This window comes from Streptomyces sp. NPDC059092 (assembly GCF_042756365.1).
GTDB lineage: Bacteria > Actinomycetota > Actinomycetes > Streptomycetales > Streptomycetaceae > Streptomyces.
The window spans coordinates 1-18274 of sequence record NZ_JBHZEJ010000108.1 but is presented as its reverse complement, the minus strand read 5'-3'; the positions used below and the strand labels follow the sequence as shown (position 1 = coordinate 18274).

The window sequence follows — 18274 nt, the reverse complement described above, 5'->3', positions numbered from 1 at the left end:
TCTCGGTGGGCCCCCGGGGCGCCCCGGTTGGGGGGGGGGCGTCGGGGGGGGGGGGGGGGGGGGGGGGCGGCCCCCCGCGCCCCCCCGCCCCTCAGAGTTACGACAGTTACCACGCGGTGCTACGGAGCGCTACGGGACCGTCTCACCGCCGCGTGACGGTTCAGCCCGTCACGCCCCGGTACCCGGCGACCCGGTCCCCCGCGGCTCAGCTGCAGCCGCTGGTGGAGCCGCAGCCCTCGCAGATGTAGCAGGACCCGGCCCGCTGCATCTTCGTACCGCAGGAGAAGCAGAGCGGTGCGTCGGCGCTGATGCCGAGCTGCATCTCGACCAGTTCGGCCGAGGTGTGCGCCTCCTTGGGGGCCGGGATCACCGTCGCCTTGGGCGCGGCGGGCGCCGGCTGCGAGGGGGCCGGGCGGGACGGGGCCGGGGTGGCCAGGCCCTCGGTGCCGAGGACACCCTCGACGCCTGAGTCGTGGGTCGGCTCGTACGAACCGGTGTCCAGGTGGCGCTGGCGCTCCTCGGCCGAGTGGATGCCGAGCGCGGAGCGGGTCTCGAAGGGCAGGAAGTCCAGGGCGAGACGGCGGAAGATGTAGTCGACGATCGACTGCGCCATCCGCACGTCCGGGTCGTCCGTCATGCCGGCCGGCTCGAAGCGCATGTTGGTGAACTTGGAGACGTACGTCTCCAGCGGCACGCCGTACTGGAGACCGACCGAGACGGCGATCGAGAACGCGTCCATCATGCCCGCGAGCGTCGAGCCCTGCTTCGACATCTTGAGGAACACCTCGCCGAGACCGTCGTCAGGGTAGGAGTTGGCGGTCATGTAGCCCTCGGCGCCGCCCACCGTGAAGGAGGTGGTGAGGCCGGGGCGGCCCTTGGGGAGGCGCTTGCGGACCGGGCGGTACTCGATGACCTTCTCGACGGCCTCGCGGATGGTCTCCTCGGCCTTCTCCGCGACCTTCTCGTCCTTCTTCTTCGCGGAGAGCGGCTGGCCGACCTTGCAGTTGTCGCGGTAGATCGCGAGCGCCTTGACGCCCATCTTCCACGCCTCGAAGTAGACCTCCTCGACGTCCTCGACGGTGGCGGTCTCCGGCAGGTTCACCGTCTTGGACAGCGCGCCGCTGATCCACGGCTGGATGGCCGCCATCATGCGGACGTGACCCATCGCGGAGATGGAGCGCTCGCCCATGGCGCAGTCGAAGACCTCGTAGTGCTCGGTCTTCAGACCGGGCGCGTCGACCACGACACCGTGCTCGGCGATGTGCTCGACGACCGCCTCGATCTGCTCGGCCTGGTAGCCGAGCCGGCGCAGTGCCTGCGGCACGGTGCCGTTGACGATCTGCATCGAACCGCCGCCGACCAGCTTCTTGAACTTGACCAGCGCGAGGTCCGGCTCCAGCCCCGTGGTGTCGCAGGACATCGCGAGACCGATGGTGCCGGTGGGCGCGATGACCGACGCCTGGGCGTTGCGGAATCCGTTCTTCTCACCGAGGCGCAGCACGTCCTGCCACGCCTCCGTGGCGGCGGCCCAGACGGGGCTGTCCAGGTCGTCGGTACGGACGGCCGCGCCGTTGGCGTCGGAGTGCTGCTTCATGACGCGCTTGTGCGGCTCGGCGTTGCGGGCGTAGCCGTCGTACGGGCCGACGACCGCGGCCAGCTCGGCGGAGCGGCGGTACGACGTGCCCGTCATCAGCGAGGTGATGGCGCCGGCCAGCGCACGGCCGCCGTCGGAGTCGTACGCGTGGCCCGTGGCCATCAGCAGGGCGCCGAGGTTGGCGTAGCCGATGCCGAGCTGGCGGAAGGCGCGGGTGTTCTCGCCGATCTTCTGCGTCGGGAAGTCCGCGAAGCAGATGGAGATGTCCATCGCGGTGATGACCAGCTCGACGACCTTGGCGAAGCGCTCGGACTCGAAGGACTGGTTGCCCTTGCCGTCGTCCTTGAGGAACTTCATCAGGTTCAGCGAGGCCAGGTTGCACGAGGTGTTGTCCAGGTGCATGTACTCGCTGCACGGGTTCGAGCCGTTGATCCGGCCGGACTCGGGGCAGGTGTGCCACTGGTTGATCGTGTCGTCGTACTGGATGCCCGGGTCGGCGCACGCCCACGCGGCCTCGGCCATCTTGCGGAAGAGGGACTTCGCCTCGACCTCTTCGATGATGTCACCGGTCATCCGGGCACGCAGCCCGAACTTGCCGCCGGCCTCGACGGCCTTCATGAACTCGTCGTTGACCCGGACGGAGTTGTTGGCGTTCTGGTACTGGACGGACGTGATGTCGTCGCCGCCCAGGTCCATGTCGAAGCCCGCGTCGCGCAGGGCGCGGATCTTCTCCTCCTCCTTCACCTTGGTCTCGATGAAGTCCTCGATGTCGGGGTGGTCGACGTCGAGAATGACCATCTTGGCCGCGCGCCGGGTGGCGCCACCGGACTTGATCGTTCCGGCGGAGGCGTCGGCCCCGCGCATGAAGGAGACGGGACCCGAGGCGTTGCCGCCGGAGGAGAGGAGTTCCTTGGAGGAACGGATCCGGGAGAGGTTCAGGCCGGCGCCCGATCCTCCCTTGAAGATCATCCCCTCTTCCTTGTACCAGTCCAGGATCGAGTCCATGGAGTCGTCGACGGCCAGGATGAAGCAGGCCGAGACCTGCTGCGGCTGGGGCGTGCCGACGTTGAACCACACGGGCGAGTTGAAGCTGAAGACCTGGTGCAGGAGGGCGTACGCCAGCTCGTGCTCGAAGATCTCGGCGTCGGCGGGCGACGAGAAGTACTGGTGCTCCTCGCCGGCCTTGCGGTACGTCTTCACGATCCGGTCGATGAGCTGCTTGAGCCCGGTCTCGCGCTGCGGGGTGCCGACGGCCCCGCGGAAGTACTTGCTGGTGACGATGTTGACCGCGTTCAACGACCAGAAGTCGGGGAACTCGACGCCACGCTGCTCGAAATTGACCGAGCCGTCGCGCCAATTGGTCATGACGACGTCACGGAGCTCCCAGGCCACCTCGTCGTACGGATGCACGCCGGGGGTGGTGTGGATCCGCTCGATACGCAGCCCCTTGCCGGCCTTGGTCCCCTTGGTGCGGGAACCCCGTGCCGAGCCGCTCGCCGTCTCTGTCATGCCGCCTCCCATATACGTACAAAAACGCCCTGCCGTGCCCTGTTCTTCCCACGGCACGGGGTGTGTGTCTGATGCCTCGGGCACGCCTGGAGCGCACCCGTGACAGGTCTTGGTCGCCGCGGAGCGGCCGGGATCGAGCCGGCCGGTCAGTCCGCGGCGGTGGCAGGCACGGGGACCACAAGGGCCTCGCCGGTGCCGCGTTCCTCCGAGGGAGGCCGCTCGCGCAGTTCCGCGATGGCGGCCTCGAAGTCTTCGAGCGAATCGAACGCCCGGTACACGGACGCGAAGCGCAGGTACGCGACGAGGTCGAGTTCCTGCAACGGGCCGAGTATGGCCAGCCCCACGTCGTGGGTGGTCAGCTCGGCGCTGCCGGTGGCGCGTACCGCTTCCTCGACCCGCTGGCCGAGCTTGGCGAGGGCGTCCTCGGTGACCGGCCGCCCCTGGCACGCCTTGCGCACGCCGGAGATGACCTTGGTGCGACTGAAGGGCTCGGTCACGCCGCTGCGCTTGATCACCATCAGCGAGGCGGTCTCCACCGTCGTGAAACGGCGGGAGCAGTCGGGGCACTGGCGGCGGCGCCGGATGGACGTCCCGTCGTCGGTGGTGCGACTGTCGACGACCCGGCTGTCGGCGTGCCTGCAGAAGGGACAGTGCATGGCTCCCGACCCCTCCTTCACAGCGCGACTGAATAGCCCCGTCAGGGCCCGGAAAAAGCCCCTCGAAGCAACCCCCAGCATAGGCGATGCCCTCGGGACCGAAGACCCGGGACCACAACTTCTGGGTGGCTGTGACAATCCAACCACTAGATCTGGGGTTTGGCTGCCATCCTAGGCCCAGCGCGTGTCGCGCGTCGGGGCGGGTGCGGCGGGGCCGCGGCGACCGGCCACGAGAGTACGGGAAGGGCGCGGCGCCGGGGCTCGCGGGCCACCGGATGCGAGACTGGGACGCCCCCGGACCGCCTGTCGCACGGTGGTGGCCCACCCGGCGACACACCCGGCGGCCCGCCCGGAAGAACCCGCTCATACACCCAGCCGGCCACCCACGACGGACACTCCGCGATTTTTCACTCGAACGTGTGTTTGGCGCAACCTTTCGAAAGCTACTACCGTTGTCCAGCTAGGGAGAACATTTCGAGAGGGGCAACCGTGACCACCACCGCAGACAGTGCCACCATCACTGCCCAGGACCGCTCCCAGGGCCGACTCGATCCGGTGCATGCCATGAATGTGAATGACACAGCCACGAACCCGGAGGGTGACAAGCCCACCCGTTCGATGCCCGGGCGACCTCCAGGGATCAGGGCGGACAGCTCGGGTCTCACGGACCGGCAGCGCAGGGTGATCGAAGTCATCCGGGACTCCGTGCAGCGCCGTGGCTACCCGCCCTCGATGCGGGAGATCGGCCAGGCCGTGGGGCTCTCCAGCACCTCGTCGGTGGCGCATCAGCTGATGGCCCTGGAGCGCAAGGGCTTCCTGCGCCGCGACCCGCACCGGCCGAGGGCGTACGAGGTCCGGGGGTCGGACCAGCCGAGCACGCAGCAGACGGACACGACGGGCAAGCCCGCCGCTTCGTACGTCCCGCTGGTCGGCCGGATCGCCGCCGGCGGGCCGATCCTCGCGGAGGAGTCCGTCGAGGACGTCTTCCCGCTCCCCCGCCAACTGGTGGGCGACGGCGAGCTGTTCGTGCTGAAGGTCGTCGGTGACTCGATGATCGAAGCGGCGATCTGCGACGGCGACTGGGTGACCGTCCGCCGCCAGCCCGTCGCGGAGAACGGCGACATCGTGGCGGCGATGCTGGACGGCGAGGCGACGGTCAAGCGCTTCCGCCGCGAGGACGGCCATGTCTGGCTGCTCCCGCACAACGCGGCGTACCAGCCGATTCCCGGTGACGAGGCGACCATCCTCGGCAAGGTGGTCGCGGTTCTGCGCCGGATCTGAAGGGCGACGAGGTACGCCCGGCCCCGGCGGGGGCACGGTACGTACGGGGAATGCCCGGACCGCGCCGTTCATACGGTCGGCACGGCACGTGGCAGAGCAGGATCCAGTTGCGGTACACGCCGACCTCTCGTGTACCGCAACGTCATGGGGAGGGTTACCGCCCGTCCGCCCGGGCGGCCTCGTCGATCTTGGCCAGCGACCGCCGCACCTGATTGCGGTCCGTGGTGTACCAGAAATCCGGCAGTGAGGCTCGTAGAAAGCTGCCGTACCGGGCATTGGCCAGCCTCGGGTCGAGGACGGCTACCACTCCGCGATCCCCGGTCGCCCGGACAAGACGACCGGCGCCCTGGGCCATCAGCAGCGCGGCATGCGTGGCGGCCACGGCCATGAAGCCATTGCCGCCGCCTTCCTCCACGGCCTTCTGCCGCGCGCTCATCAGCGGATCGTCCGGACGCGGGAACGGGATCCGGTCCATCACCACGAGTTGGGAGCTGGGCCCCGGCACATCGACGCCCTGCCACAGCGACAGGGTGCCGAAGAGACAGGTCTTCGGATCGGCGGCGAACGCCTTGATCAGCTCGCCCAGCGTCTCCTCGCCCTGGAGCAGGATCGGTGAGTCCAGCCGACTCCGCAGCTCCTCGGCCGCCGCCTGGGCCCCCCGCATGGACGAGAAGAGCCCCAGCGTCCGCCCGCCCGCGGCCTCCACCAGCTCCGCCAGCTCATCCATCATGTCGCCGCGCGTCCCTTCCCTCCCCGGCGGGGAGAGATGGCGCGCGACATAGAGAATGCCCTGCTTGCGGTAGTCGAAGGGCGAGCCGACATCGATGCCCTTCCACTGCGGGACGTCGTCGCCCTCCGTACCCTCCGGCGCCAGGCCGAGGGACGCGCCCACCCCGTTGAAGTCACCGCCGAGCTTGAGGGTGGCAGAGGTGAGCACCACCGAGCGGTCGGTGAACAGCTTCTCCCGCAGCAGCCCCGACACGGAGAGCGGGGCAACCCGCAGGGACGCGCCGAAGCGGTCGTGCCGCTCGTACCAGACGACGTCCCACTCGGAGCCGTTGGCGATCCGTTCCGCCACACCATGGATGGACTCCACCGACGCGAGCGCCTGTTTCCGTACGACGTCCTCGTCCTGCACGGATTTGTCGCGTGCCGAGCCGAGCGCCGAGATGACCGTACGGGCCGCGTCCCGCAGCGCCATCAGCGCGAAGCCGAGGTCCTCCGGGATCTCCTCCAGTCGGCCGGGAAGGGCCAGCTCCATCAGCCGCTCGAAGGTCTCGGCCGCCGTCTGGAGCGCGTCCGCCGCCTTCTCGTTCACCAGCTTCGCCGAGCGGCGTACGGCGCGGTGGACCTGCCCCGGGGTCAGCTCCCCGGTGGCCACCCCGGTGACCCGTGAGACCAGCTCATGGGCCTCGTCCACGATCAGCACCTCGTGCTGCGGCAGCACCGGGGCGCCCTCGATCGCGTCGATCGCGAGCAGCGCGTGATTGGTCACCACGACATCGGCGAGCTTGGCCCGCTCCCGCGCCAGCTCGGCGAAGCACTCCGCGCCGTACGCGCACTTCGACGCGGACAGGCACTCCCGGGACGAGACGGAGATCTGGGACCAGGCGCGGTCGGAGACGCCCGGTGTCAGGTCGTCCCGGTCGCCCGTCTCCGTCTCATCGGCCCAGTCCCGCATCCGCAGCAGGTCCTGGCCCAGCTTGCTGGTCGGCGCGGCGGCCTCGAACTGGTCGAAGAGGCCGTCCTCCTCGTCCTGCGGCACACCTTCGTGCAGCCGGTGCAGACAGAGGTAGTTGGACCGCCCCTTGAGCATGGCGAACTCGGGGCGGCGGCGCAGCAGCGGATGCAGCGCGTCGACCGTACGCGGCAGATCACGCTCCACGAGCTGGCGCTGGAGGGCGAGCGTCGCCGTGGCCACCACGACCCGCTCTCCGTGGGCCAGGGCCGGCACCAGATAGCCCAGGGACTTACCGGTGCCGGTACCGGCCTGGACGAGCAGGTGGGAGGGGTCGTCGATCGCTTGGGCGACGGCCTCGGCCATGGTGACCTGGCCTGGCCGTTCCACGCCGCCGACGGAGCTGACGGCGGCGTGGAGGAGCTCGGGGAGTGATGGCTTCGTCATAGCCCGACCACCCTACGGGGCGCCACTGACAACGATGCTCAATCGCTCGGTTGTACGACCGCGAGCGGGTTGGGCACCGTGCCGTGGACGGCGGCGTGCGGGCGGTCGGAGCGGTCCCGGTAACCGTCGAGATGCAGCCGGTTACGGTTGAGGCAGAGACGCTCGATACGCGGCGTGAGCAGGTCGAATGTCTCGAAGCGCTCCTTCAGCTCCGGGAACCTGGCCTGGTAGCGCAGAATCTCCGCCCGTACGAGGGACCAGAACACGTCCTCCGGCACGTCCAGTTGGTCGGCGCACAGCGGGGCCAGATAGCGGAAGACACCGACGAAGAGCCCTGAATGGATGAACTGCGGGAGAAAGCCGGGCTCCTCCGTGAGAAGCGTGTCCCTCACGTCGTCGGGCATCGCGTCGTGCTCCGGCAGCGGCCGGGCGCTGAGGTTCACATCGTCGACGAAGTCCTTCATCGCCAGCCGCACGGGCACGTCCTGGTCGTCGAAGACGACGATGGCGTTCTCGCCGTGCGGGGAGAAGACCGTCCCGTAGCGGTAGAGGAAGTGCAGCAGGGCGGGGAGCAGGGCCGCGAAGAGGCGGCGCAGCCACTCCTCGGGGCCGAGCCCGGAACGGGCCACCAGTTCGGCGGTGAACGCGCGGCCCGCCGGATCCGTATGGATGAGCGAGGCGAGCGTACGGGCGCGTTCGCCGGGGGCCAGCCGGGTCTGGAGGGGCTCGCGCCAGATCGTACCGAGCAGTTCCTTGTACTGGTACGGGACTTCGGGAAGGTGGTCGTAGAGAGGGTGCTCGACGGTCACGGAGGCGACTTCGCCGAGGAGGATCACCCGGCACTCGTCGCGGAGGAAGGGGTCCGCGTCGCGGACACCGTGCATCCAAGCGGTGACGGCGGGGGCGGCGAGGGTGCGTTCGGTGGGCAGTCCACGCCATACGAGGGTGTTGAGGATGGAGAGCGGCAGCTTGACCGTGTGCCGGTCGGGCCGCCGGACGTTGAGGAAGGTACGGATCGACTGCTGCGGCAGCCGGAGGTCGCCGTCGGTGGGGAGCGGGACGATCGCTCCCCCGGCTATGGCGGGCGCGTAGAGCTGGAGCAGCACTTCCTCCCACTGCCAGGGGTGGACGGGCAGGTAGAGGTAGGCGGTGGGGTCGAGGCCCCGGTCCCTGAGCACGGTGTCGAAGCGTTCGCGCACGGCGTCGTCGAGTTCGAGCGCGTAGAGCTGGTCCGGGGTGGCGAGCGAGGCGACGCCCCGGTAGCTGGCGAGGGTGGTGGAGACCGCGATCCAGGGGAGGGTGGCCGGGGTGCGGCCCTCGGGCGCCCAGCGGTCCGCGTCGGTGGCGGAGAACCCGACGCGGCCCTTGTTGAGGACGATCCAGGGGTGGCCGGTCTGGTGTCCTTCCAGCTCCGCGTAGCCGAGGTCGGCGAGTTCCGCGGCGCTCAGGGCGGTGTGGTCGAGCTTGGCGTCGGCGGCGAGCGTGGTGGTGAGTTCCCGGACGAGATGGCCGAGGGTGGTGCCGTCCAGCCCGAGCAGGCGCCGCGCCAGCAGCAGGAAGCGCAGGGGGTCGGTGAAGGGCCGGTCGTCGCGCCGTACGGAGCCGGGGTCGACGCGCCAGTGGCCGTACGCGCCGCGCTGGGCCCGGAAGGTGAGCGTCCCGCCGTCGTCGAGGGTGACGGCGTGATGCCCGGGGCCGCTCCCGGACCCGGGCGCCGGTACGGGCTCGGGATCGATGATCCCCTCGTACGCGAACTCCCCGAGCGTCTTGGCGAGCAGACGGCCGGCCGCGCGCTCCCACGCGGCCGGGTTCAGCTCGGGCGGTGCGAAGAGCGCGACCGGGGTGGCCATGGAACCGCTGGGGTCGGTGGAGTCAGTGGTGACAGGGGTGACAGGAGGGGTGGAGGAGGCGGGCGATGCGGGCGAAGCAGGGGAGGTCGGCACGAGGACTCCTCGGGGAGGGAACCGATGGGGCGGGAGCGGGACGTACAGGGGCGGCGGGCGGGGCGGTCCGCGTGAGCGGATCCGAGGGGACGTACGGGGCCGGGGGAACGGCGGATCATTCACAGAAGGTCGCGCAGAGCACGGTCACGGACCATGAGGGCGGCGCGTTTGTCCGGCAGGTCGATCTCAGCGGCGAAGCGGAAGCCGGCGCCGAGGAAAGCGGAGACGGAGGGGGTGTTGCGCAGATCGGGTTCGGCGACGACCCGCGCGCACCGGGGCCGGTGGTCGAGGACCAGATCGGCGACGGCCCTCAGCAGGATGGTGCCGACCCCGCGGCCCCGGTGCGCGGCACCGCCGAGCAGCAGATGGATCCCGGTGTCATGGGGGCGCGCGGGGTAGTGGCGCGCGAGGGAGTCGAGGTCGGCGCGGTACAGCTCCCAGTAGCTCATGGGGGCCCCGTCGAGCGCGCCGAGGAAGGGGACCGTGCGTCCGTCGCCGTCGAGTTGCGGCCGCAGATGGGCTTCGGTGACGGTGTCCGGGCCCGGGAGGTGCCAGAACGCGGCGACTGCCGGATCGTTCATCCACTCGCTGACCAGGGCGAGGTCGCGCTCCATACGGACGGGTACGAGCTGGAAGACCCCGGCGGCGGTGGCCACGGGGCCCCAGTCCGCCGGGGCATCGAGCAGATCACCGGTGGGGGCGTCGTCGGACGGTGGGGTCACGGCTGTCGGATCGCCCTCTCCGAGCAGTGCGACGCGTTCATCGGACGGTCTCGGGTCGAGGGTGTCCCCGGCGGCCCCGCGCGTGGGTGATCCGGGGCCGGTTCCGGTGTCGGTGCTCGCTTCGGTGGAAGGCACAGTGGCGCTCTCCTCTCAGCAGTTCTGACGGTTCCTCATGGTGCGTCACTCACGCAGGGGGTTGGTGAGAGTGACGTAGACGGACTGGGTGTCCACCGGGCCGACGAGTTCGTCCAGGCCGTGCAGCCGGGTGAGCAGGTTGGCCTTGCAGCGGAGCGTGGCGCTCTCCAGGAGCAGGCCGGGCAGGGGCGAGCCGAGGTCCGCCGCGCCGGCCAGGAAGCGCCGGAGCGCCGCGATGAGGACGCGCTCGTCGGCGAGGCCCTGGGAGCCGAAGGCGCCGATCAGGCCGAGGACGTTGTTGATGCCGAGGTAGTAGGCGAAGCGTTCGTCGGTGACGGCGTCGGAGACGAAGGTGTCGCTGACGGATCCGATGCCGGGGAGCCTGCGCTCCAGCGCGGCACGGTGGGACTCGCGGAAGTAGTAGCCCTGGTTGTCGCGGTAGCGTCCGCCGACGGGCCAGCCCGCCGGGTCGAGGATGACCAGGGTGTTCTGCTGGTGCGCCTCCAGGGCGATCCCGGCCGTACCGTCCAGCCAGAGCACGGGGCGTACGACCTGGTCCAGGTAGCGCAGGAACCACTCGGCGGCGACGGCGCCCTTGGAGCGGCCGGTGCGGGCCGCGAGCCCGGAGACGATCTCGGCCAGCCGCGAGTACATCCCGGTACGGCCGGGGTACGGGCGCGGCGCGGTCAGTCCCGCGATGCAGACGGCGTCGTCCGCCGGCCCGAACGGGTTGTGGCGGAGCATGACGTCGAGTCCGGTGACGGCTTCGCCCTCCGTGGTGTCCACGGCGAGCCAGGCGGGGTCGCGGACGATGTCGAAGGCGGGGTGCGCGGCCCCCCACTCCTTGCCGAGGCCGCTGCGCAGCAGCCGGTGGACCTCGACGCCGCGGTGGAGTTCCTTGCGGAGGTTCTCCCGGCGGGAGTTGGTGATGCGGACACCGAGGGAGAGCTTGAGCATGGCGGGGGCGCCGGGGCGGTGCACCGTGCGGATGGAGGAGGTGGGGTGCCAGGGGGCTCCCTGGGGCCCGAGGTCGTGCAGGAGGCCGGCGTCGAGGAGCTGCCGTACGGCAGGACGGTGGGTCAGCTCCCGGGCCTGCCAGGGGTGCAGGGGCAGCGCGACGGTGTTCTCGGGAAGGGAGTGGTCGCCGAGGAGCCGGGCCGTGAGTACGTCGGCGGGCAGGACGCGGCCCTGTTCGGTCCAGGCCGAGTCGGTGGCGAGTACGGAGCGGTCGACGGCCATCCAGTGGAGCGGGAAGGAGCCGCGCAGCTCCGGTGAGTAGAGGCGGGCTTCCGACTCGGAGAGCCCTTCCCTGCTCTTGGGCGTGGGGTGCAGGGGGTGTCCGAGGAGCAGGGACTGCTCGGCGGTGAGGAACGGGTCGGCGTCGGTGTCGGGTTCGGGGCGTGCGCGCCGGTCGGCGAGGAAGTCGGCGGTGTGCCCGAGCGAGTTGGCGACCCGGCCCACCAGGTCGGCGCCCTGGTAGCGGCCCGACTCGCGGCCGAGGAGCGCGGCCACGGTGACGGCCTCGGCGGCGGGGGCGTCCTGCGGGCCGCCTTCCAGGAAGGGCATGCCGAGGCGGTGCCAACCCGTCGCGGACCAGTGGTGCACGGGGACGAGGAGGGCGGTGCCGCTGGCGTCGAGCGGGACGCGCAGCACCGTACCGTCGGGGCGGGGCAGCCCGGTCTCCCGGATCCAGCAGCGCAGCAGGTTCTCGGTGGCCGCGGCGTCGGCGGCCTTCCGCGGGTCGGGGTGGTCGAGGTGGTCGGTGTACGCGACGGCCGCAGCGGGCGCTGAGGGGCCCGACAGGGCGGCGGGGCCGGGGAGTTGCCCGTCGGATCCCCCCGCGGCCTGCCGTGGCACCGTGACCGACTCCGCGGTGGGGGGAGGGCCGTCGGCCCCGGACGCGTCGGGTGAGGGAGTGGTGTTCACGGTGGGGGCTTCCTTGTGAGGGGGCGGGGTCAGCGGGACAGACCGGCTTCTTTTCGGCGGGGCACGGCGTCCGCGTCGCGGCGCGCGACTCCCGCTTCGCGGTGCGCGGCGCGGCCGGCCGCGGCGAGGGCGGCGTCGAGTGCGCCGGCGAAGCGGTCGAGGACCGCGGCGGCCTGTTCGTCGGTGAGGGTGAGCGGTGGGAGCAGCCGTACCACGGACGCCCGGCGCCCGCCGAGTCCGACGATGAGGCCGCGACGGAGACACTCCTGCTGGACGGCGGCCGCGAGTGCGGGGGCCGGCGGGGCAGGATCGCCGGCTGCCGGGGCGACGAGTTCCACACCGATCATGAGACCACGTCCGCGTACGCCGCCGACGCGGGGGTGGCGGGCCGTCAACTCCCGCAGCCGTCCCAGCAGGTGCGTGCCGAGGAGCGCGGCGCGCTCGGCGAGCCGGTGCTCCCGTACGTAGGCCAGCGTGGCCGCGCCCGCCGCCATCGCGAGCTGGTTGCCGCGGAAGGCGTCGGTCCGGCCGTCGGGCAACGGGACGTCCAGGTCCGCGTGATGGACGATGACGGCCAGCGGGAGGGAGCCGCCGATCGCCTGGGACATCACCATGACGTCGGGGGTGATCCCGCTGTGTTCCACGGCCCAGAACGCGCCGGTCCTTCCCACCCCTGTCCTCGTCTCGTCGGCGATGAGCGGAATGGAACGGTCCGCCGTGATCCGGCGCATCGCGCGCAGCCACGCGTCGGGCGCGGGGATCACCCCGCCCTCGTCCTGGACCGGTTCGAGGATCATCGCGGCGGGGGCGAGCGGCCCGCCCCGGGCGTCGAACAGGTCCGCCGTCCACCCGTCGTGGTCGGCCCCCGTGAAGGTGAGCACGCCCTCGCGGCCGGTGGCGGTACGGGCGAGGGCGAGCGCGCTCCCGACGGCGTCGGCGGCCGTGGGACCGCAGAACCGGACCCGGGCACCGGCGGCGAACCCGGCCGGGAGCGTGGCGAGGAGTTCGGCGGTGAAGGCGTCCTTGACGGGGGTGGACAGGTCGGGGACGTGCAGCGGGGCGCCGGAGTCCAGGACCTTCCTGATCGCCTCCAGGACGACCGGATGGTTGTGTCCGAGGGCGAGGGTGCCCGCCCCTGACAGGCAGTCCAGGTAGCGCCGGCCGTCGGCTCCCTCGATCGTCAGCCCCCGGGCGCGCACGGGGACGACGGGCAGGGAGCGCGCGTAGGTACGGGCCGACGGTTCGCGCGGGGTCTGGCGGCGCAGGCTGCCCGCGTGGGCGACGGTCGGCGCCGCCGGAGCTGGTTCGGTCACGGCCACAGCGATCGGTCCTCCCGTAGGCATCGTTCGGTCCCCCGTCAGTACGGCGCCCGCTTCCCGAATGTTCGACGGCGCACCGCGGCCGGGGCCCGTCGTACGTACCAACGACGCCCCGCGCCGGGGATCACGGGGCAGCCGGAAGATCCTTGCGCCGAGAACGGGGGCTCCGCCCGACGTCGTTCCCACGGAGCCGCGGCCCTGCCGACACCGTCCTGACGAAACCGCGGCCTGGTCCGACGCCGTTCCCCGCGGGAACCGCGGCCCTGCCCGACGCCGTCCCCAACGACACCGGCATAGTGGGGGCGCGTCCCGGCTCCGGTCGCCGTCGCCGGGTGCGCCACATGTGCTCCTTATGTTCAGAACCGTCCAGAAGTCCCGGGGGGATATCTCCATGCGATCCATACGTCCGACGCTCGCCGCTCGCCGCGGAAGGAGCACGCGGCGCAGAACCTCCCCCGCTCTCGCCGCCGTGTCGATCGCCGCGGCCCTCGCGCTGACGGCCACGGGCTGCGGCCCCGACGAGGACCAGGCCGCCGCGCAGGCGAGCGAGTCCGCCGCGGCCGCCGCCGACGGCAAGATCACGATTCCTGACGATCTCAAGGACCGGCTCAAGGAGCACGGGATCGACATGGACAAGTGGCGGGGCGGTGAGTGGAAGAACTGGGACCGCGAGACCTGGCTGCGTGAGGCCAAGGACTTCGTCAACCCGATCATCGAGGGCCTCTGGGACCCGGACCGGATGCGGGACGCGGAGAAGCCGCCGGAGAAGTCCGTGGACGACCAGGACATCTCCGGTGACGCCGGCGTCACCGACCCGGAGCCGGCGCCGGTCACCGCGCGGGCGGTGAGCGCGCCGTACGGCGAGAACGCGGCGCAGGCGGGCAAGTTGTTCTTCGACGGGCCCGAAGGTTCGATGGTCTGCTCGGCGACCGTGGTCGAGGACCCCGCGAACCCCGGCAAGTCCAACATGGTCTGGACGGCCGGTCACTGCGTGCACTCCGGCAAGAGCGGCGGCTGGTACCGGAACATCGCGTTCGTGCCCTCGTACAACGACAGCGCGCTGTCGACGGCCGAGCTGGAGACCGCGTCCAAGGAGCGGATCGCTCCGCACGGGGTGTGGTGGGCCGACTGGGCGCAGACCTCCGCGCAGTGGATCGCCCAGGGCGGTCCGACCGGCGGGCAGGGCGCGTCGTACGACTTCGCGGTCATCCATGTCACCCCGGAGAAGGGCGGTTCGGGCACGTCCCTGGAGGAGACGGTCGGTTCGGCGCTGCCGGTGGAGTTCAACGCCCCGGCGACCCCGGACATCACCGCCATGACGGCGACCGGCTACCCGGCGGCGCCGCCGTACGACGGCCAGAAGCTCTTCCAGTGCGAGGACAAGCCGGGCCGGCTGTCGCTGACGGCGGATGACCCGACGATGTACCGCGTGGGCTGCACCATGACCGGTGGTTCCTCGGGCGGCGGCTGGGTCGCGGCCGGCCAGGACGGCAAGCCCGCCCTGGTTTCCAACACCTCCATCGGCCCGGTCACCGCGGGGTGGCTGGCGGGGCCGCGCCTCGGCGACGTGGCGAAGAACGTCTTCGACGGCGTCAGCAAGAAGTTCGCGGGCCGGTGAGCGGTCGCGGACGCGCCTCGCGGGGCGCGCCCGCCGCCGCCGGACATCCGGACGGACCCCCGGAACCGAACGGAGGCCCGCCCCCTCGTATCGATGAGGGGGCGGGCCTCCGCCCATGAGTACGCCGGTACCCCGTGTACGTACGGTCGCCGTCCGGGCGGTGCCGTCCGCTCCGCGCCGATCGCGTCAGTGAGCCACCGGCACGTACGGAGCGAGCGCGGCGGCCAGTTCCTCGTGGACGCGGGCCTTGAGCAGCGTGCCCTCCGGGGTGTGTTCCTCGGACAGCACCTCGCCGTCGGCGTGCGCCCGTGAGACAAGGGCGCCCTGCGTGTACGGCAGCAGCACCTCGACCTCGACCTGGGGCCGGGGCAGCTCCGCGTCGATCAGCGCGAGCAGCTCCGTGACGCCCTCGCCGGTGCGCGCGGAGACGGCGATCGCGTCGCGCTCCGTGCGCAGCAGCCGCTGGAGGACCAGCGGATCGGCCGCGTCCGCCTTGTTGATCACGACGATCTCGCGTACGTCCACCGCGCCGACCTCACGGATCACCTCGCGTACGGCGGCGAGCTGCTCCTCCGGCACGGGGTGCGAGCCGTCCACCACGTGCAGGATCAGGTCGGAGTCACCGACCTCCTCCATCGTGGAACGGAACGCCTCGACCAGGTGGTGCGGCAGATGGCGGACGAAGCCGACCGTGTCGGCCAGCGTGTAGAGCCGGCCGCTCGGGGTCTCGGCCCGCCGGACGGTCGGGTCGAGGGTGGCGAACAGCGAGTTCTCCACCAGGACGCCCGCGCCGGTGAGCCGGTTGAGCAGGGACGACTTGCCCGCGTTGGTGTACCCGGCGATGGCCACCGAGGGCACCTTGTTGCGGCGCCGCTCCTGCCGCTTGATCTCCCGGCCGGTCTTCATCTCCGCGATCTCCCGGCGCATCTTCGCCATCTTCTCGCGGATCCGCCGCCGGTCCGTCTCGATCTTGGTCTCACCGGGACCGCGGGTGGCCATGCCACCACCGCCGCCGCCACCCATCTGCCGGGAGAGCGACTGACCCCAGCCGCGCAGCCTCGGCAGCATGTACTGCATCTGGGCGAGTGCGACCTGAGCCTTGCCCTCACGGGACTTGGCGTGCTGGGCGAAGATGTCCAGGATCAGGGCCGTGCGGTCGACGACCTTGACCTTGACGACGTCTTCGAGGTGGATGAGCTGGCCGGGGCTCAGCTCACCGTCGCAGACGACGGTGTCGGCGCCGCTCTCCTCCACGATGTCCCGCAGCTCCTGGGCCTTGCCGGAGCCGATGTACGTCGCCGAGTCGGGCTTGTCGCGACGCTGGAACACCCCGTCGAGCACGAGCGCGCCCGCCGTCTCGGCGAGGGCGGCCAGCTCCGCGAGGGAGTTCTCCGCGTCCTGCATGGTCCCCGAGGTCCAGACACCGACCAGCACCACGCGCTCCAGGCGCAACTGCCGGTACTCGACCTCGGTGACGTCTTCGAGCTCCGTGGAGAGGCCCGCCACGCGCCGCAGCGCGGCCCGCTCCGAGCGGTCGAGCTGATCGCCGTCCCGCTCTCCGTCGATCTCGTGGCTCCAGGCGACGTCCTCTTCCATCAGGGCATCGGCCCGAAGGCTTTCCGTGCGGGTGTCCGCGAAATTCTGCGTGTCCTGGGAAGGGGAGGAAGAGGAGGTCATTGGATCCTTACGTCGAAAGAAAGTCCGATACGTCAGTCACAACGCGTGACGGCCAGGAATGATTCCCGGCCGCCTCGCCGACTCGTCGATGGTGGCACGGTTCCGCCCGGCCGTCACTCCGGTTTCGCGGGTCTTCGCGGCGGTGGGCGGGTCGCTGCGCCAGTCGGAGTGGCCGGGCATCGGCGGGGTCGTCCGCCCGTACAGCCACGCCGTGAAGAACGCGGACAGGTCACGCCCCGCGACCTCGGACGCCAGCGCGGTGAAGTCCGCCGTGGTCGCCGTTCCGTCCCGGTGGACGCGTACCCAGTCGCGCTCCAGCAGCTCGAAGGCGTCCGTCCCGATCTCCTGTCGCAGCGCGTACAGGACGAGGGCGCTGCCGTCGTAGACGACCGGCCGGAAGAGGCTGATCTGGTCCCCCGGTGTCGGCGGCTTCGGGGCCGCGGGCGGGCCGCCGTCCGCGCGCCAGCCGTCGGACCGCCGGTAGGCGTCCCTCATCCGGGTCTCCAGCGCCTTGCCGCCGTGCTCCTGCGCGTACCGGGCCTCGTACCAGGTGGCGTGTCCTTCGTTGAGCCAGAGGTCCGACCAGGTGTGCGGGCTGACGCTGTCCCCGAACCACTGGTGGGCCAGTTCGTGGACCATGACCGAGTCGACGTACCACTCGGAGAAGGCGGAGCCGGTGAACAGGGAGCGTTCGAAGAGCGAGAGGGTCTGCGTCTCCAGTTCGAAGCCGGTGTCGGCGCCTGCGATCAGCAGGCCGTACGTCTCGAAGGGGTACGTCCCGACCTGCCGCTCCATCCACCGGATCTGGTCGGGGGTCTTCTTGAGCCAGGGTTCCAGCAGGTCGCGGTCGGCGGCGGGCACCACGTCGCGTACGGGGAGGCCGCCGGGGCCCTCGCGGTGCAGGACGGCCGAGTCACCGATGGAGACCTGTGCCAGTTCCGTCGCCATGGGGTGCTGGGTGCGGTAGACGAAGGTGGTGCGGGTGCCGTGGCGCCTCTTCCCCACGGGAAGACCGTTGGCGACCGCCGTCAGCCGTTCGGGCACGGTGATCCGGAAAGTGAAGTACGCCTTGTCGGCGGGGTGGTCGTTCCCGGGGAAGACCCGGTGGCCGGCGTCCGCCTGGTTGGCCATCGCCAGCCCGTCGGTGGTCCGCACCCAGCCGCCGCCCTCTCCGCCCGGGTCGCTGGTGTGGTGGACGGTGATCCTCATCCGTTCGCCCTCGTCGACCTCCTCGGCCGGCGTGATCACCAGGTCCTCCCCGGCCGTCGTGAACTCCGCCGCCGCTCCGTCGACGTCGACGGAACGGACCTCACCGTGGGTGAAGTCGAGGTTGATCCGGTCCAGGCGCCGGGTCGCCTTCGCGTCGATCCTGGTGATCGAGTCCAGGGGCTTGCCATGGTCACCGGTGTAGGTGAAGGCGAGATCGTAGGTGAGGACGTCGTAACCGGGGTTGCCCAGGTACGGGAAGAGCGGATCCCCGATGCCGAGCGGCTCGGGCGGGGGCAGGGTCGCGGCGACGAGGGTGGCCGAGGCGGCGGCCAGCAGGGCGGCGCGCAGTCGGCGTGAGGTGGAGAGCATTGACAGCACGAACCACGGCTACCAGCGGCTGCCCGGCGCGCGGCGACGGCGCGCACCGCCTCCACCCGAAAGGGGCAGCTCATGGGCGGGGGCCGCCGCCGGATGCCCCGTCACACGAGGTTGACGGCGGGTGAGTTCCTGAAGGGTCCCGGAGAGCCGGAGGAGGACTCAGTTGGTGTAGTTCTTGTTGT

11 protein-coding genes are annotated in these 18274 nt (G+C 71.1%); 2 read left to right on the top strand and 9 right to left on the bottom strand.

Annotation, left to right across the window (positions count from 1 at the left end; all coding sequences use genetic code 11):
- Positions 1-205: 205 nt before the first annotated feature.
- Together ACFXPL_RS35540 and nrdR are read right to left on the bottom strand one after the other, a co-directional pair.
- On the bottom strand, positions 206-3103 hold the full coding sequence (locus ACFXPL_RS35540) for a vitamin B12-dependent ribonucleotide reductase (RefSeq protein WP_384927300.1): 2898 nt from the start codon (positions 3101-3103) through the stop codon (positions 206-208).
- A 146-nt stretch (positions 3104-3249) separates the two neighbouring features.
- Positions 3250-3759, bottom strand: a complete 510-nt coding sequence (gene nrdR / locus ACFXPL_RS35535; protein ID WP_384927299.1) for a transcriptional regulator NrdR — start codon at positions 3757-3759, stop codon at positions 3250-3252.
- A 489-nt stretch (positions 3760-4248) separates the two neighbouring features.
- Here nrdR and lexA point away from each other — a divergent pair, with 489 nt between their 5' ends.
- Positions 4249-5040, top strand: coding sequence for a transcriptional repressor LexA (gene lexA, locus ACFXPL_RS35530; RefSeq protein ID WP_384927298.1), 792 nt, complete (start codon positions 4249-4251; stop codon positions 5038-5040).
- 154 nt (positions 5041-5194) lie between these two features.
- Here the strand turns inward: lexA and ACFXPL_RS35525 are convergent, their stop codons facing one another.
- From ACFXPL_RS35525 to ACFXPL_RS35505, 5 genes are all read right to left on the bottom strand, one after another.
- Complete coding sequence (locus ACFXPL_RS35525; protein WP_384927297.1) at positions 5195-7165, bottom strand: ATP-dependent DNA helicase; 1971 nt, start codon at positions 7163-7165, stop codon at positions 5195-5197.
- 38 nt (positions 7166-7203) lie between these two features.
- Complete coding sequence (locus ACFXPL_RS35520) at positions 7204-9015, bottom strand: IucA/IucC family protein (protein ID WP_384927302.1); 1812 nt, start codon at positions 9013-9015, stop codon at positions 7204-7206.
- 212 nt (positions 9016-9227) lie between these two features.
- Complete coding sequence (locus tag ACFXPL_RS35515) at positions 9228-9965, bottom strand: GNAT family N-acetyltransferase (protein ID WP_384927296.1); 738 nt, start codon at positions 9963-9965, stop codon at positions 9228-9230.
- Between the two features lie 45 nt (positions 9966-10010).
- Positions 10011-11891 (bottom strand): IucA/IucC family protein, encoded by a 1881-nt coding sequence (locus ACFXPL_RS35510; RefSeq protein WP_384927295.1) that lies wholly within the window; start codon positions 11889-11891, stop codon positions 10011-10013.
- Positions 11892-11920: 29 nt separating this feature from the next.
- The gene (locus ACFXPL_RS35505) at positions 11921-13210 is read right to left on the bottom strand and encodes an aminotransferase class III-fold pyridoxal phosphate-dependent enzyme (protein ID WP_384927294.1); all 1290 of its coding nucleotides are present in this window, start codon (positions 13208-13210) and stop codon (positions 11921-11923) included.
- Positions 13211-13601: 391 nt separating this feature from the next.
- Between ACFXPL_RS35505 and ACFXPL_RS35500 the strand changes: the two genes are divergently transcribed.
- Positions 13602-14828 carry a trypsin-like serine peptidase gene (locus ACFXPL_RS35500; RefSeq protein WP_384927293.1) on the top strand — a complete coding sequence of 409 codons (1227 nt, stop codon included), beginning with the start codon at positions 13602-13604 and terminating at the stop codon, positions 14826-14828.
- A gap of 186 nt (positions 14829-15014) precedes the next feature.
- On the opposite strand, the gene hflX is transcribed toward ACFXPL_RS35500, so the two are convergent.
- The gene (gene hflX, locus ACFXPL_RS35495; protein ID WP_384927292.1) at positions 15015-16505 is read right to left on the bottom strand and encodes a GTPase HflX; all 1491 of its coding nucleotides are present in this window, start codon (positions 16503-16505) and stop codon (positions 15015-15017) included.
- Positions 16506-16541: 36 nt separating this feature from the next.
- Entirely contained in the window at positions 16542-18083 is a 1542-nt protein-coding gene (locus ACFXPL_RS35490) for a M1 family metallopeptidase (protein WP_384927301.1), read from the bottom strand.
- Positions 18084-18274: the final 191 nt, after the last annotated feature.

Coding starts and splice junctions, on each gene's coding strand:
- ACFXPL_RS35540 (WP_384927300.1), bottom strand. CDS start 3,103: ATGACAGAGACGGCGAGCGGCTCGGCACGGGGTTCCCGCACCAAGGGG.
- nrdR (WP_384927299.1), bottom strand. CDS start 3,759: ATGCACTGTCCCTTCTGCAGGCACGCCGACAGCCGGGTCGTCGACAGT.
- ACFXPL_RS35525 (WP_384927297.1), bottom strand. CDS start 7,165: ATGACGAAGCCATCACTCCCCGAGCTCCTCCACGCCGCCGTCAGCTCC.
- ACFXPL_RS35520 (WP_384927302.1), bottom strand. CDS start 9,015: ATGGCCACCCCGGTCGCGCTCTTCGCACCGCCCGAGCTGAACCCGGCC.
- ACFXPL_RS35500 (WP_384927293.1), top strand. CDS start 13,602: ATGCGATCCATACGTCCGACGCTCGCCGCTCGCCGCGGAAGGAGCACG.
- hflX (WP_384927292.1), bottom strand. CDS start 16,505: ATGACCTCCTCTTCCTCCCCTTCCCAGGACACGCAGAATTTCGCGGAC.
- ACFXPL_RS35490 (WP_384927301.1), bottom strand. CDS start 18,083: ATGCTCTCCACCTCACGCCGACTGCGCGCCGCCCTGCTGGCCGCCGCC.